Origin of the sequence: Vitreoscilla massiliensis (genome assembly GCF_001457815.1) — a bacterium.
Lineage (GTDB): Bacteria > Pseudomonadota > Gammaproteobacteria > Burkholderiales > Neisseriaceae > Vitreoscilla > Vitreoscilla massiliensis.
In genome coordinates this window covers 811,125-824,887 of record NZ_LN898221.1, presented here as the reverse complement: position 1 = coordinate 824,887, position 13,763 = coordinate 811,125, and the positions used below count along the sequence as shown (strand labels likewise).

Below are 13,763 nucleotides of genomic sequence, written 5' to 3'. Positions count from 1 at the left end.
GCTTGTGTATGTCAGGCTTCATGAGGCCGATTCCGTGGCGACGACGGGATACAGCGCGTCGAGGATGTTGGTGGCGCTGGTTTTTTGAATATGTGGCAAACCAGTGCCAGCCCACAAGGCCAAGTAATCGGGTTCGTTGGCTTGGTTGGCCCACGTGCGCAGTGGCGTGGTTAAGGCGTTGTGGTAAGGATAGGGCAAGGTATCGGACTCGTGTTCGGCCAATTGTTGCATCCAAGCGTTGACCACACCGCGCGCGGGTTTGCCTGAGAACAAGCGCGTTAAGCGCGTAGGCTGGTCGCGGCGTTGCCACAAGGCTTGTTTCATCACTGCTGAGGCGCCACATTCGTCGCTGCACAAAAATACCGTGCCCATTTGTACCGCATTGGCACCGGCCTCGAGTAAGGCGCTGATGCGTTCGCCATTCATGATGCCACCGGCGGCGATGAGCGGTTTGTCGCTTAAGGGGCGGCAAGCGGCGAGCAAATCGTCCAAAGCCAGTTCTTGTGCGGCAGCCAATTCCGTTGGGCCGCCGCGGTGACCACCGGCTTCCACGCCTTGCACGATGACGGCATCGGCACCGACGTCCAGCCATGCTTGCATGTGTTCAACACTGTTGGCGGTGCCGATGACCAAGATATTGCGCTGTTTCAAGGCGGCGACTTGGGCAGGATTCAAGATGCCAAAGGCGAAGCTGGCAACGGTAGGCGCGAGCTCAAGCAAAGTGGCGAATTGGGCTTGGAAGGACTGCGACCATGCGGCCGGTGTGGGCATGCTCAAGCCGACTTGGCGCAGCGCTGGGTCTAGCCATGCCTTGCTGGCGGCCAAAGCAGCGGCATCGGGCTGTACCGATTCGGGTAAGATAAACAGATTCAGCGCAAACGCTTTGCTGGTGAGGCTGCGGATGTGCGCCACGCCTTCGCGCATTTGCTGCGATGAAATCATGCCGCAGGCGAAACTGCCAAGTCCGCCGGCATTGCTGACGGCTGCGACCAATTGTGGTGAGGAGGCACCGCCGGCCATGGGCGCTTGGATGATGGGGCGGGTTAACTGCAATTGTGTGTACGTGGTCATGCACACTCCTTATGATGAGTTAATGGCTTCAGGTCTATCATGCAGCAACACTGGAAACTTGTACAGCGTGGATTGCCAGTGTTTACAGGCCGCATGGGCATGGTTTCTATGCGCTGAAGTGATTTTTAAACATGAAAAAAGCGGCCTGTAAATGCTTTACAGGCCGCTTGTTTTAACATGACATTACGCCAATGCCGTTAATTTGATTTCTACCAACCAGTTAGGATTGGCAATGTCGGCTTTCACGCAAGCGCGCGCAGGCGCGTGACCGGCAGGAACCCAAGCATCCCAAGCGCGATTCAAGGCATCGTAATTGGCCAAGTCGGTCAAATAAATGGTGGCTTCCAAGATTTTGCTTTTGTCAGAACCCAATTCAGCCAACAATTTGTCGATTTGTTTTAACACATCAACGGTTTGGGCTTCCGCGTCTGGCGTGTCTATGCTAGGCACTTGACCGGCCAAGAAGATAAAGCCGTTGGCGACTACCGCTTCAGACAAGCGGTGATTGGTGATGTGACGTTGTATGCTCATGGTAATCATCCTTACAATAGGGAGGTTGATGTTAGCAGAAGAGCATAAAAATGGCTAAACAAGATTTTCCCGTGACCCAAGCAATTCGATTTTTGCGCCAGCACAGCGTCGCCCATGTGCCGCATCTGTATGAATACGAAGAACGCGGCGGCACCGCCCATTCGGCTGAGTGTTTGGGCGTGGATGAGCACTTGGTCATCAAAACCATCGTGTGTGAGAACGAAAAAAAGCAAGGCTTAATCGTGTTGATGCACGGCGACAAACACATCTCCACGCGCCAATTGGCACGCGATTTGGGCATGAAACACATTGAGCCGGCCGACCCCAAACAAGCGAACAAATGGACCGGTTATTTGGTTGGCGGCACCAGCCCGTTCGGCACCAAAGTGGCTTTGCCAGTGTATGTGGAAGCCAGTATTTTGGAGTTGGACACCATTTACATCAATGGCGGTAAACGCGGATTTTTGGTGGCGATGCAGGCCGCTGATTTGCGTGTGTTGAACCCACAAGCGGTGAATGTGGCTGTGGACATCTGATGAAAATGCGCCTTATTTGCATGTGCTAAGTTTGTACTAAGTTTGCGCTGGCATAATGCACTGCAAAAATCATGTAGACTGGCTGTACTTTTGAGTGGCAGTTGGTCGTCGCACAGTAAACAATTATTTCAAATGGGTTTATTCGCTTATGAATAAAAAAATCAAATGGCTGCTGCTGGCCATCGGGGTCGTGGCGCTGGCGCTGGCCGCTTATTTTTTCTGGTTTAACAAGCAAGAGAAAGTCGATTACATTACCGAAACCGTGTCACGCGGCGATTTGGCGGTGACGGTGAATGCCACCGGTACGGTATCGGCGGCGCAAAAAGTGACGGTCGGTGCGCAAGCGTCGGGTCAAATCAAAAAGCTTTACATCAAAGTGGGCGACCAAGTGAAAAAAGGCGATTTGATTGCGCAAATCGACCCCATCACCCAACAAAACACCTTGCAAACCAAACAAGCCGAATTGGCTTCATTGAATGCGCAAGTGGCGAATCAGAAAATCCAATTGGACATCGCTTCCAAACAATACCAACGTGAACAAGCCTTGTTAAGCGAAGACGCCAGCTCGCGCGAAGCGGTGGAAAACGCCAAAGACGCGTGGTCGGCAGCACAAGCGGCCTTAAAACAAACGCAGGCGTCGATTAAGCAAACCACGGTGGCGATTAACACCGCCGAAGTGGAATTGGGCTATACCAAAATCATCGCGCCGTTTACCGGTACGGTGGTGTCTGTGCCAGTGGAGGAAGGCCAAACCGTCAATGCCAACCAAACCACACCGACGATTGCGGAAATTGCCGATTTGAGCCAAATGGAAGTGAAATTGGAAATCGCCGAAGGCGACATCACCAAGGTCAAAGCCGGCTTGCCGGTGGAATACACCATCTTGTCTGAGCCAAATGAGAAATTCCACACCACGCTGCAATCGATAGACCCCGGTTTGACCACTTTGACCGACGGTACTTACACCGAATCTTCCAGCAGCGATGCGGCGGTGTATTACTACGCCAAATTGTTGGTGCCGAATGAAGAAGGCAAGTTGCGCATCGGCATGACCACGCAAAACGTGATTACCTCGCAAGAAGTGAAAAACACCTTAATCGTGCCGACGATGGCGATTAAGAAACAAAAAGGCAAACGCGTGGTGCAGGTGTTACAGGCCGATGGCAAAGTAGAAGAACGCGACATCAAAGTCGGTCTGACCGATGGTTTGAATACCCAAGTTTTGTCTGGCTTGAAAGAGGGCGACAAAGTCATCATGGGCAGCATGAGCGCGAGTGAGAAATCGCAAGCCGTCCAACAAGGACAAGGTCGTCGTCCTAGCGGTGGCATGGGCCCGAGGTAAGCGCCATGGCGATGATAGAAATCAAAAACCTGAACAAGTATTTTGGTGAGGGTGAGAACCAAGTTCACATCTTAAAAGACATCAATTTGTCGGTAGAGCAAGGCGATTTTATTGCCATCATCGGTCAATCGGGTTCGGGCAAATCGACGCTGATGAATGCGATTGGCTGCTTGGACACGCCCAGTTCCGGTTCTTACCAAGTCGACGGTATCGAAACCTTGAACATGGAAGCCGACGATTTGGCGGCGCTGCGGCGCAAAAAGTTTGGTTTTATTTTCCAGCGTTACAATTTGCTGTCTAGTTTGAGTGCGCGTGACAACGTCGCGTTGCCGGCGGTGTATGCAGGTGTGGATGAGAAGCTGCGCCATGAGCGCGCAGTGCAATTGCTCACCGATTTGGGTTTGGGCGACAAAACCAATAATCTGCCCAGTGAATTGTCCGGTGGTCAGCAACAGCGTGTGTCGATTGCGCGGGCGCTGATGAATGGCGGCGAAATCATCTTGGCTGACGAACCGACCGGTGCGCTGGATTCGGCTTCGGGCGTGATGGTGATGGGCATTTTGCAAGACTTGTATGCAGAGGGCCATACCATCGTGTTGGTCACCCACGATGCCAAAATCGCCGATTACGCCAACCGTGTGATAGAAATCAAAGACGGTGAAATCGTTGCCGATGTCAGCAAAGAGGCGGTGAAGGCGCATGAGCCGCAAGCCAAATTGAAAGAGAAATCGACGTTTGGTTTTTACAAAGATCAAGTGGGCGAATCGTTCAAAATGGCGGTGCAAGCGATTATTGCGCACAAAATGCGCTCGCTGCTGACCATGCTCGGCATCATCATCGGCATCGCCTCGGTGGTGTCGGTGGTGGCTTTGGGGCGCGGCTCACAAGAGCAGATTTTGCAAAACATTTCTTCTATCGGCACCAATACCATCTCGATTTACCCGGGCTCAGGCTTTGGTGACCGACGCTCCAATAAAGTGAAAACCTTGGTGGTGGCCGATGCCGATGCCTTGGCCGAACAGACGTATGTCGACAATGTCACGCCCAGCGTCTCCACCAGTGGCTTATTGGTGTCGGGCAGCATCTCATTGACTGGCTCATTGACCGGTGCGGGCGATCAGTATTTTGATGTTAACGGCAAGAAACTGGCGGCAGGGCGTTTTTTCACCGAAGACGATGTTAAAAACAACGAATCGGTGGTGGTGATAGACCAAAACACGCTGAAACAATTGTTTGGAGAGGGCGAGCGGCCATTGGGCAAAGTCATTTTGTTTAACAATGTGCCGCTGAAAGTCATCGGCGTCACCGCGGTAGACACCGGCTTTGGTGCCAATGAAAACCTCAATATGTGGTCGCCTTACACCACGGTGATGAACAAAATCACCGGTGCGCGCAACATCAGTTCGGTAACAGTGAAAATCAAAGACAATGTGTCCACGCAAGTGGCCGAGCAAAGCATTACCGCCTTGCTGACCGCGCGCCACGGCAGCAAAGACTTTTTCACCCGCAACAGCGACTCGATTAAACAAACCATAGAATCGACCACCGGCACCATGACCATGTTGATTTCCAGTATCGCCTTGATTTCGCTGATTGTCGGCGGCATCGGTGTGATGAACATCATGTTGGTGTCGGTGACCGAGCGCACCAAGGAAATCGGTGTGCGCATGGCCATCGGTGCACGACAAATGAACATCTTGTCGCAATTCTTAATTGAAGCGGTGTTGATTTGTTTGCTCGGTGGTTTCATCGGCATTGCCTTGTCGGGTTTAATCGGCCTGATTTTCAACCAATTTGTCAGCAGTTTCCCAATGTCGTTCTCTAGCGGTTCCATCATACTGGCGCTGACTTGCTCGACTTTAATTGGTGTTGCCTTTGGCTATATGCCGGCGCGCAATGCCTCGAAACTGAACCCCATAGATGCTTTGGCCCATGATTAATATGCAAAAACACCCTTATTCTCGTTTACAGGCCGCTTGTGTGGCGGCTGTGTTAAGCCTAGGCTTGGCCGCCTGTCAAACCGCACAAATGCCTGAGCCTACTCGCGTGGAACAAGCACTGGCTTGGGATGAAAACGTGGCCGAACAATACTCGGTTGATGATGCATGGTGGCAGCAATACCACGATGCGCAATTGAACCAATTGGTCGCCACCGCGCTGACCAATAACATCGACTTGCAAAAAGCGGCCTTAACTGCCGAACAAGCCTTGTACAGTGCGCGTGCTGCCGGTACAGATTTGGTGCCATCGTTGTCGGGTTCTTTATCAGGCTCGACCTCGAAAAACATCAAAGACGGTGGCAACAGCTCGCGCAGCTACGGTGGTCAACTGGGTTTGTCTTACGAAGTCGATTTGTGGCAACGTCTGCGCGACAGTGCCGATGCCAAGGCTTGGGCTTACCGTGCCAGTGAGCAAGACATTGCCACCGCCAAATTAAGCTTGATCAATGCCACAGTAAACGCCTATTTTGAATTGGTGTATTTACAGGCCGCCATAGACAATGCCAACAGCAATATTCGCTCGTATCAAGAATTGCTGCGCATCTCCGATGCCAAATACCGCCATGGCAAAGTCGCTTCGATAGAGCCTGCGCAAGCCAAACAGGCGTTGGCCAGCACCGAGGCGACATTGATAGATTTGCAAAGCCAGCGCCAAAGCGCCGAGCAAACGCTGCGCAATCTGCTTAACTTGAAGCCGAATCAAAGCTTGGGTTTGAGCCTGCCGAAATTGTCTGGTTTGCAGCCTTTGGGCGTGAATACCAACGTGCCTTTGAGCGTACTTGCCAACCGTCCTGATTTGCGTGCGGCCGAATACACACTGCGTTCATCGTTTAAAGACTGGTCGGCAGTGCGCAAATCGGTGTATCCAAGCGTGAGCTTGGGCGCGAGCCTGTCTTCGTCTTCCAAAGATTTCAGCAAGGCGCTGAACGTGCCATTCTTGGGCGGCAATGTTGGCATTTCCTTGCCGTTTTTGAATTGGAACGAGCTCAAATGGAACATCAAATCGTCTGAAGCCCAGTACCAAGCGCAATTGCTGACGTTTGAACAAAGCATCAACAGCGCTTTGAACGAGGTCGATGGGCTGTATTACAGCTACCGCCAAAGCTTGGCCAATGAGCAAACCTTGGCCAGCAAACTCGCGGCCGAGGCCAAAATCAAGCAATATTATGCGGTGCGTTACAAACACGGTGCGGCCGAATTCAAAGACTATATTTCTGCCCAAACCAGTTACGACAGCGCTTATTTGGCGTGGTTAAATGGCCGTTATGCGCGTTTGCAAGCGGAAAACAAAGTCTACCAAGCGATGGCAGGGCGGTATCGCGCTGCTTCTTAATGCGCTTTATGTCTGAGTGTGTTAGCAGTCTGACAGCTTGTCAGGCTCAGCCAGCACCTCAAAAGCGGCCTGTAAGGTATTTACAGGCCGCTTTTGTCTGTTTTCTTCCTTTTATTCTGGCTTGGTGAGTGCCATCGTTATGGCTTTAAATGCGTTAATTTTCTGATTATTGGCATTTATTGCTTTTGCGTCTTTAGGGTCTGAGTGAGCATAAAGCGCGATTTGCAGCTTCAATCAGCCCGAGCAGCAGCGCTGCTACGCGCTATCAATCACTTATTCACAAATAAAACCTCTAAATCGGTTTATTACAGTCAATTCAGCTGCTTATCATGGACTAAGCCGCTGTGGCTGCTGCTGTGCCAGTGGTCATTTGTGCTTGCTTGAGCATGGGTGTTGGCGGTGTGGAACCATGACAGTGACCATCTATACTCAGTTTGGGCTTATTAAAATTTCATTGTTAATAGTGGTTTACCATCTTTACGAAATCAAACAAATGTTGTTATCCTAACATCAACAACAAAATAAGTTATCTGAATAACATGTCACTCTACAAACGCATCCAAGAGAATTTGCAACAGCTGACGCCGGCGATGAAAAAAATCGCCGATTACTTCCTCAGCAATTTTGACAATCTGTCGTTTGAATCGGCAGAAACCATCGCCAAAGAAGTGGGCGTGAGCAGCATCAGCGTCGGCCGCTATTTGCGCCAACTGGGTTTCCAAAACATGGAAGACTTCCGTTTGGAATTGAAAAGCCATTACAAAACCCATTGGTTTGTCACCGACCGCGTCAGCAATCACATGGAGCGTGAGCGTGATGAGGACTTGGCCGATTTGAGCCTGCGCCGCGAAATCCGCCATGTGGAGCAAGTTTTTGCCTTGCGCAACTCCGCCGCTTACCAACGCATCTTGCAACAGATTTTACAGGCCGATGCTGTCTACATTGTCGGCATCCAATCCAGCCGTGGCTTGCTGCATTATTTTTACAGCTTGCTCGAATACATGCGCCCGAATGTGCATTTCAGTGATGGCGGCTCGGGCGCTTACATCGATGCTTTGAACAATGGCCAACAAACGTTTTTGCTGACGGCCGACTTTCGCCATTACGCCGTGCACACCAAACGCTTGTGTATGGCAGCGGAAAATCTGCGCCTGCCATACGGTTTGATTACCGATGTGTATTGCCCATGGGCGCAGTCTTTGCACGGCCATGTGCTGACGCTGGAAACCGACATTCAACAATTTTGGGATTCGATGACGCCGGTGCTGTCTTTATTGCAGCATCTGCTGAACGATGTGGCCAGCCAATTGGGCGGCCAATTACAACAACGCATGGAGGTCAATAAACGCTTGCAAGACGCATTCAGACAATTTGAGGAATAGAACAATATGCATCACACGCACACACACAAACGCATCCCGAGCAGGGAGCACCACGATTGGAACATCGTGGAGCGCATCGCCATCGTCGACAACCAAGAGCCATTGGTGGCGGTGCCGAATGAAAGCCGACTCAAACAAGAGCCGATTTACTTTAAAAACCAAGTGCCGCACGCCATCAATCTGTGTGCAGCGCGCGCGAGCGTGATAGAGAAACTGCGCGAAGCGACGACGCAGCTGCCTGAGCACTTGGGCATCGTGGTTTTGGACGCGTGGCGTTCACGCGAGGTGCAACAAGCCTTGCAAGACCAAATTGGCGATGTCATCAAACAAACCTACCCACATTTGAGCGCAGACGAACAAAAAGCGATGTTAAAGCAGTTTGTTGCGCCCGTAGGCCCCGATTTTGTCAGCCCTCACCTGACTGGCGGCTCGGTAGATGTGACTTTGTTTGACCTCAATACCGGCGCGTATTTGGACATGGGTTCGGATTTCGATGAGCCTACCGATAAATCGTTTACCACCGCGTATGAAAACCAGCCTGAACATGTGGCGCATGCCAATCGCCGCACGTTGTACCACGCCATGCTCAGCGTTGGTTTCACCAACATCACCAGCGAGTGGTGGCATTACGATTACGGCAACCAATTGTGGGCGCATTATTCAGGCCGCGATTACGCCGTTTACGGTGCAGCAGAACAATTATAAACACACACAGATAGAAGATTGATAATGAGTAACTCTTTAAAGAAATCCCTGAGTTTCACCTCTTTGGTGACTCTGGGTACGGCCGGCGTCATCGGCTCGGGTTGGATATACACCACCAGTTCGTTTTTCACCGAATACACCGCCGGTGGCGTGGTTTTGGGCATGGTTTTGGCCTGTTTACTGGCCGGTTGCGTGGCCGTTGCTTACGCTGAATTGGCAGCGCAGTTTCCTCGCGCCGGTGGCGAGATTTTGTTCACGTTTATTGCGTATAACCGCAAATTGGCTTTTGTCATCGGCTGGTTGCTGATTGGCGCTTTCATCAGTTCGACCGCGTTTTACATGGCGGCGTTTGGTGGCTTGCTCAGCAAAGGCTTTCCGGCTTTAAAACCGGCTTTAGAAAGCGTGACCTTGTACAGCATTGCCGGCAGCGATGTGTATTTGTGGGGCTTGGTGGCCGGCGTGGTATTGGTGTTGGTGTTTTATTTGCTGAACAGCAAAAGCGTTGACGTCGGTGCGGGCACACAGAAGATTTTGTTTGGCATTAAAGTTTTGTTGGGTGTGGCTTTGGCCTTGGCCGGTATCGGTTTGGGCAGTTGGGACAATTTTACTCCGGCGTTTACCGCAGTCGGTGCCACTGAAACCGATGTGATGCACGGCGTGACCTCGACCATGCGTTTTGTGATTCCGGCTTTGACTTTCTTAACCGGCTTTAGCTTGGTGTCGTTGTTGGCCGAAGAGGCGCGCATTTCGCCTAAGAAAATCGGCGTGGCCATTGTGTTGACCATCTTCTTGGCCGGTGCGTATTACTGCTTGGTCTTGCTCGGTACGGCGATGATCATTCCTTGGCAAGATTCGGCGCAAATGGAATTTGGCGCGGTTTCTACCTTCACACACGCTGGTTATCCTGCTTTGGGCTATGCGGCGATGGGCATTGCCTTCTTGGGCATGGGCACGGGTTCTTTGGGCATGGCCATGGGTTGTTCACGCATTATTTTCGCCATGGGACGTGGTGGTTTGTTGCCAGCGTTCTTGGGCAAAGTGAATCAAAACGGCGTGCCTGCCAATGCCTTGACCATGACTTTAATCATCACCTTGGCTTTGGGTTGGTTGGGTAAGGGTGCGATGATTTGGTTCTTGGACACTGGTGGCGTGTATGTGGGCTTGTCTTGGGCCTTGACGGTGATGTGCATGTACAAAATCCGTCAAAAATACCCGAACAACAGCCGTCCTTACCAAGTGAGTGTGAAATGCTTGCCGTTTGTCGGTGCCTTGGGCGCGGTCGGCATCATCTTGATGACTTTGATTCCGGGCACGTCCATGTCTTTGAAACCGGCTGAATATGTGATTTTATTGTTGTGGGTGGTTTTAGGTGCGGTGATGTACGCAATCCAAACCAAAAACAACCACTTAAGCGATGATGAAGCCTTGCAAAACATGTTGGGCGACAGCTACGACGAAATTAAAAAATTGAAATAATCGCCAAGAGCGATTTAAATAAGCCCTGTTAAAGTCTTCAGTCCACTTTAACAGGGTTTTCTATTGTGATTTGACACCATTACTTTAAGCATTGAAAGACGCGCATGAACAAACTGTATTTTGAGCCCATGAAGTATGTGTTTGAACAAATGGCCGAGCGTGAGCTGTGGTCATTCAACATGGATTTGAACCATTTGAACACGCCCGTGGGCGTGGTGATGTACGGCTTGCCCGATTCGTTTGCCGAAGAAGACTTTAAACGGGTGGGCATGAGCGGCCTGAAAGAATTTTCGCAACGTCTGTTGGCACAAATGGCGTTTCCCAACATAGACGATGCGACGTGGGACGACGGTTGGTGGTGTTATGTGTTGGCCTTGGAATGGTTGCCGGTATTGGACGACGCTGATGAGCGCAGCGGCAACATCAACCGCATGTGGATATGGTTGGGCTATGATGAACTCGGCGAAGCGTGTGAATACCGCTTGCTGTGGACAGACCTAGAGTCGGACAGCCATGCCGAAATGATGTTGGGCGCACAAACCTTGGACGAGCAATTGATGAGCTCGCAGTTTTTCAGCAACGACATCCACAAAGCCGCTTACATAGACTTGGGCATCGTCTTGGCCGCCGTGGTTGAGTACTTGGGCAAACCTGCCACCGATTTTGCGCAGTGGCAATACCCATCGCAACTGGTGCCTGAGCCCAAGCCCGATGATTATGTGTCTTTATTGCAATTGCTCAACCCCAATACCGCCGCTGCGACCTTGGCACTAGCGGCCGAAGCCTTACACCAACGCTTAATCGTGGACGAGGGCATGAATGAAGGTGATTTGGCCGAATGGCTGTTCCATGAAAACGTGTTTCACCACGATTGGAAATTCGACGCCGACGATTTAAGCGAGGTATTGGCCGATTTGCTCGAGCAAGAAAGCTTTGAGCTGGCCGCGCCGGATGAGACTTATGGCGAAGACTTGTTCCCGTACGCACAACAAGCCTTGGCGGCGCAACAAAAACGGTTGATGAATTACCAAAACTACGGCGACAGTTACCACTTTTTTGTCTTGCCCGAATACCAAGTGGACACAGTATTGCAACTGAGCCAACGCTTGGGTTGTGATTTGGAGGCCTTGGCGTAAGCATTGTTGCTTCGATGTTTTCAATCTACAGCATAAGCGGCCTGTAAGCCTGAGAGGGGTTTACAGGCCGCTTGCGTGTGGGTTGTAAGTTGGGTTAAGGCTTTATATGGGTGGTATTAGTATAAATAAAGTTTAGATGCGGCCTGTAACAACTTGAGCTGTGATAACAAGCGGCCTGTAAACTGGATATTGGATTTACAGGCCGCTTATTAAATTGCAGAGCGTTTATGAAGTGTGAAACAAAAATCCTGCCAACACCGTATTAAGCCACATCGCCATCCACATACAACCATGCACCGTTTTCGCGCACAAAACGGCTGTGCTCTTGCAGTTTGTAAGCACGACCATTGATCTTATAGCGCGCCACAAAACTGACTTCGGCATGGTCGTCGTCGCTGTCGTGGGCAGACAGCACTGTTAAGCCCAACCACTGTGTGGGCTCAAAATCCAAGTGTTCAGGACGGGTAGACGGGTGCCATGTTTGCAGCAAATACGCGGCCTGCTCTTGCACAAATGCGCTGTAACGTGAGCGCATCAAGGCCTCGGCTGTGGGCGCAAGCGCTGCGCCACTGATGTAGCGGCCACAACACTCGGCAAACAGCACATTTTCTTGCCATTGGCATGGGCACAGTGCAGCGTTTTTGTTTTTGCTCATGTGTCAGCTCTTGAGTTGGTGGAAACGGCGGCCATTGTACGGCAGATAAGCGCCGCACCACAGCTTAAATCGCGGCAAAAAACTGCAACGGCTGTGTGAAAAATCAAGAAAATCCATCTTTTACAATGATGTACGTCAAGTGATGAAGCTCGGGCTTTAGGGCAAACAATGCTATAATTGTGCCCATTAATCAATGCAAACGCGCGTGCTGTAGCACAACAGGAGACGAAGATGAGTGGTGACACCATTAAGGTATTTGTGGGCTGCGACCCCAACAACTGTGATTTGGAACAAATGATGGTGTTGGATTACAGCATCCACAAACACACACAGCAACCGGTTGAAATTGTGTGGATGCAGTTGAGCCGCGATGACAACAGCGTGTGGTTTTCCGATCCACAAAACCAGCAAGGTTGGCGCACCGAGAAATGGGCCACGCCGTTTTCGGGTTTCCGCTGGGCGATTCCTGAATATTGTGGCTTTGAAGGCCGCGCCATTTATATGGATGCCGATGTGGTGGTATTGTGCGATTTGGCCGAATTGTGGAACCATCCTATGGCCGCCGGCGCGATGGTGGCGGGCAAGGGTGGTCAATACAATGCGCGTTTGTGCACCTGCGTGTGGGACAATGTTGAAGCCAAGAAACATTTGCCGGCTTTAAAAGACTTACAGGCCGACCCTGAAGGCCACCACAAATTGATGCAAAAATTAAAAGACCAGCCAAGTTTGGTGCAGCCATACCAAGACACCACTTACAATTGTGTCGATGGCGAGGATTTGCCGATAGAAAAAATCAAAATCCTGCATTACTCTGACATGGGCACGCAGTTTAGCCATGAATTCTCTTTCCCACGCTTGCAAGCCGAGGGTCAAAAGCACTGGTTTGATGGCGCGGTTATGCCGCATCCACGCGCAGATTTAAGCGAATTGTTCCGCCAGTATTACCACGAAGCCTTGGCGGCAGGTTATGTGCCAGAAAACTACCGTCATGCTGCGTTTGGCGCTTTCCCAAAAGCCACCCAAGTCAATTATTCCGGCAATGATGTGACGCGCCACAAAGAACAAAAATCGGCGTTGTCGCGCACATGGAAGAAAATCAAAAACAGCCTCAGTGGCAAGAAAGAGGGTTTTTCTTTAGACCATTAAGCCTGTTTATGTAATATATTTTATGCGGCCTGTAAGTGTTTACAGGCCGCATTTGTATTGGTTGCTGCTTGGTACACAAGCTGAACAGACAAGTGCACAAGATATGATGCTTGCTCAAGTTTGTCATCCATCTGAACAAATCACCTCACACTATTCATGCCTTTATCATTCGCTGTGTATGCCATTTGAGCAAATACACTGGTCAGTGTCACTGCCTTATGTCTATAATCCCAGCCGTGTGATGGTGCTCTTTGGTTCAGCTTACACGGCTGGCTGGTGCAGGCGAGGTATCGTTCTGTATGCCGAGCATGGTTGCATGGATAATTTAGCTCAATGGTAGAGCAGTGAACTCATAATTCATCGGTAGAAGGTTCGACTCCTTCAATTATTGCGAATAGCTTAGCGGTTAAAGCAAGACCCTATCCGGGTCTTTAGCGGTGGTTCGATTCC

12 protein-coding genes and 1 tRNA gene are annotated in these 13,763 nt (G+C 50.8%); 10 read left to right on the top strand and 3 right to left on the bottom strand.

All coding sequences use genetic code 11. The features are described from left to right. Positions 1 to 18 precede the first annotated feature (18 nt). Both BN3003_RS15485 and BN3003_RS15480 read right to left on the bottom strand, forming a co-directional pair. A complete protein-coding gene (locus tag BN3003_RS15485; protein ID WP_058357523.1) occupies positions 19 to 1,071 on the bottom strand; it encodes an NAD(P)H-dependent flavin oxidoreductase in 1,053 nt (350 codons plus the stop codon). Positions 1,072 to 1,254: 183 nt separating this feature from the next. Continuing rightward, positions 1,255 to 1,602, bottom strand: a complete 348-nt coding sequence (locus BN3003_RS15480) for a RidA family protein (RefSeq protein WP_058357522.1) — start codon at positions 1,600 to 1,602, stop codon at positions 1,255 to 1,257. Between the two features lie 50 nt (positions 1,603 to 1,652). Here BN3003_RS15480 and ybaK point away from each other — a divergent pair, with 50 nt between their 5' ends. The 8 genes from ybaK (at position 1,653) to BN3003_RS15440 (ending at position 11,512) form a co-directional block, all read left to right on the top strand. Further along, complete coding sequence (gene ybaK / locus BN3003_RS15475) at positions 1,653 to 2,138, top strand: Cys-tRNA(Pro) deacylase (RefSeq protein ID WP_058357521.1); 486 nt, start codon at positions 1,653 to 1,655, stop codon at positions 2,136 to 2,138. Positions 2,139 to 2,286: 148 nt separating this feature from the next. Then, a complete protein-coding gene (locus BN3003_RS15470; protein ID WP_058357520.1) occupies positions 2,287 to 3,480 on the top strand; it encodes an efflux RND transporter periplasmic adaptor subunit in 1,194 nt (397 codons plus the stop codon). 5 nt (positions 3,481 to 3,485) lie between these two features. After that, complete coding sequence (locus BN3003_RS15465) at positions 3,486 to 5,420, top strand: MacB family efflux pump subunit (protein WP_058357519.1); 1,935 nt, start codon at positions 3,486 to 3,488, stop codon at positions 5,418 to 5,420. 1 nt (position 5,421) lies between these two features. Next, positions 5,422 to 6,813, top strand: coding sequence for an efflux transporter outer membrane subunit (locus tag BN3003_RS15460; RefSeq protein WP_058357518.1), 1,392 nt, complete (start codon positions 5,422 to 5,424; stop codon positions 6,811 to 6,813). A 539-nt stretch (positions 6,814 to 7,352) separates the two neighbouring features. Next, complete coding sequence (locus tag BN3003_RS15455) at positions 7,353 to 8,195, top strand: MurR/RpiR family transcriptional regulator (RefSeq protein ID WP_058357517.1); 843 nt, start codon at positions 7,353 to 7,355, stop codon at positions 8,193 to 8,195. 6 nt (positions 8,196 to 8,201) lie between these two features. Next, a complete protein-coding gene (locus tag BN3003_RS15450) occupies positions 8,202 to 8,900 on the top strand; it encodes a M15 family metallopeptidase (protein WP_058357516.1) in 699 nt (232 codons plus the stop codon). 24 nt (positions 8,901 to 8,924) lie between these two features. Then, positions 8,925 to 10,376: an APC family permease gene (locus BN3003_RS15445; protein ID WP_058357515.1), complete on the top strand. Its 1,452-nt coding sequence runs from the start codon at positions 8,925 to 8,927 to the stop codon at positions 10,374 to 10,376. A gap of 104 nt (positions 10,377 to 10,480) precedes the next feature. Further along, a complete protein-coding gene (locus BN3003_RS15440) occupies positions 10,481 to 11,512 on the top strand; it encodes a DUF6630 family protein (RefSeq protein ID WP_058357514.1) in 1,032 nt (343 codons plus the stop codon). Between the two features lie 262 nt (positions 11,513 to 11,774). On the opposite strand, the gene BN3003_RS15435 is transcribed toward BN3003_RS15440, so the two are convergent. Then, on the bottom strand, positions 11,775 to 12,167 hold the full coding sequence (locus tag BN3003_RS15435) for a YchJ family protein (protein ID WP_058357513.1): 393 nt from the start codon (positions 12,165 to 12,167) through the stop codon (positions 11,775 to 11,777). A gap of 231 nt (positions 12,168 to 12,398) precedes the next feature. Here BN3003_RS15435 and BN3003_RS15430 point away from each other — a divergent pair, with 231 nt between their 5' ends. Together BN3003_RS15430 and BN3003_RS15425 are read left to right on the top strand one after the other, a co-directional pair. Continuing rightward, positions 12,399 to 13,313, top strand: a complete 915-nt coding sequence (locus tag BN3003_RS15430; protein WP_058357512.1) for a glycosyltransferase — start codon at positions 12,399 to 12,401, stop codon at positions 13,311 to 13,313. Between the two features lie 319 nt (positions 13,314 to 13,632). Beyond that, positions 13,633 to 13,704, top strand: a tRNA-Ile gene (locus tag BN3003_RS15425). Positions 13,705 to 13,763 lie beyond the last annotated feature (59 nt).

Excerpts from the sequence above, each read along its gene's own strand:
- BN3003_RS15455 (WP_058357517.1), top strand. The coding sequence starts at position 7,353 with ATGTCACTCTACAAACGCATCCAAGAGAATTTGCAACAGCTGACGCCG.
- BN3003_RS15440 (WP_058357514.1), top strand. The coding sequence starts at position 10,481 with ATGAACAAACTGTATTTTGAGCCCATGAAGTATGTGTTTGAACAAATG.
- BN3003_RS15485 (WP_058357523.1), bottom strand. The coding sequence starts at position 1,071 with ATGACCACGTACACACAATTGCAGTTAACCCGCCCCATCATCCAAGCG.
- ybaK (WP_058357521.1), top strand. The coding sequence starts at position 1,653 with ATGGCTAAACAAGATTTTCCCGTGACCCAAGCAATTCGATTTTTGCGC.
- BN3003_RS15430 (WP_058357512.1), top strand. The coding sequence starts at position 12,399 with ATGAGTGGTGACACCATTAAGGTATTTGTGGGCTGCGACCCCAACAAC.
- BN3003_RS15460 (WP_058357518.1), top strand. The coding sequence starts at position 5,422 with ATGCAAAAACACCCTTATTCTCGTTTACAGGCCGCTTGTGTGGCGGCT.
- BN3003_RS15470 (WP_058357520.1), top strand. The coding sequence starts at position 2,287 with ATGAATAAAAAAATCAAATGGCTGCTGCTGGCCATCGGGGTCGTGGCG.
- BN3003_RS15450 (WP_058357516.1), top strand. The coding sequence starts at position 8,202 with ATGCATCACACGCACACACACAAACGCATCCCGAGCAGGGAGCACCAC.
- BN3003_RS15445 (WP_058357515.1), top strand. The coding sequence starts at position 8,925 with ATGAGTAACTCTTTAAAGAAATCCCTGAGTTTCACCTCTTTGGTGACT.
- BN3003_RS15480 (WP_058357522.1), bottom strand. The coding sequence starts at position 1,602 with ATGAGCATACAACGTCACATCACCAATCACCGCTTGTCTGAAGCGGTA.
- BN3003_RS15435 (WP_058357513.1), bottom strand. The coding sequence starts at position 12,167 with ATGAGCAAAAACAAAAACGCTGCACTGTGCCCATGCCAATGGCAAGAA.
- BN3003_RS15465 (WP_058357519.1), top strand. The coding sequence starts at position 3,486 with ATGGCGATGATAGAAATCAAAAACCTGAACAAGTATTTTGGTGAGGGT.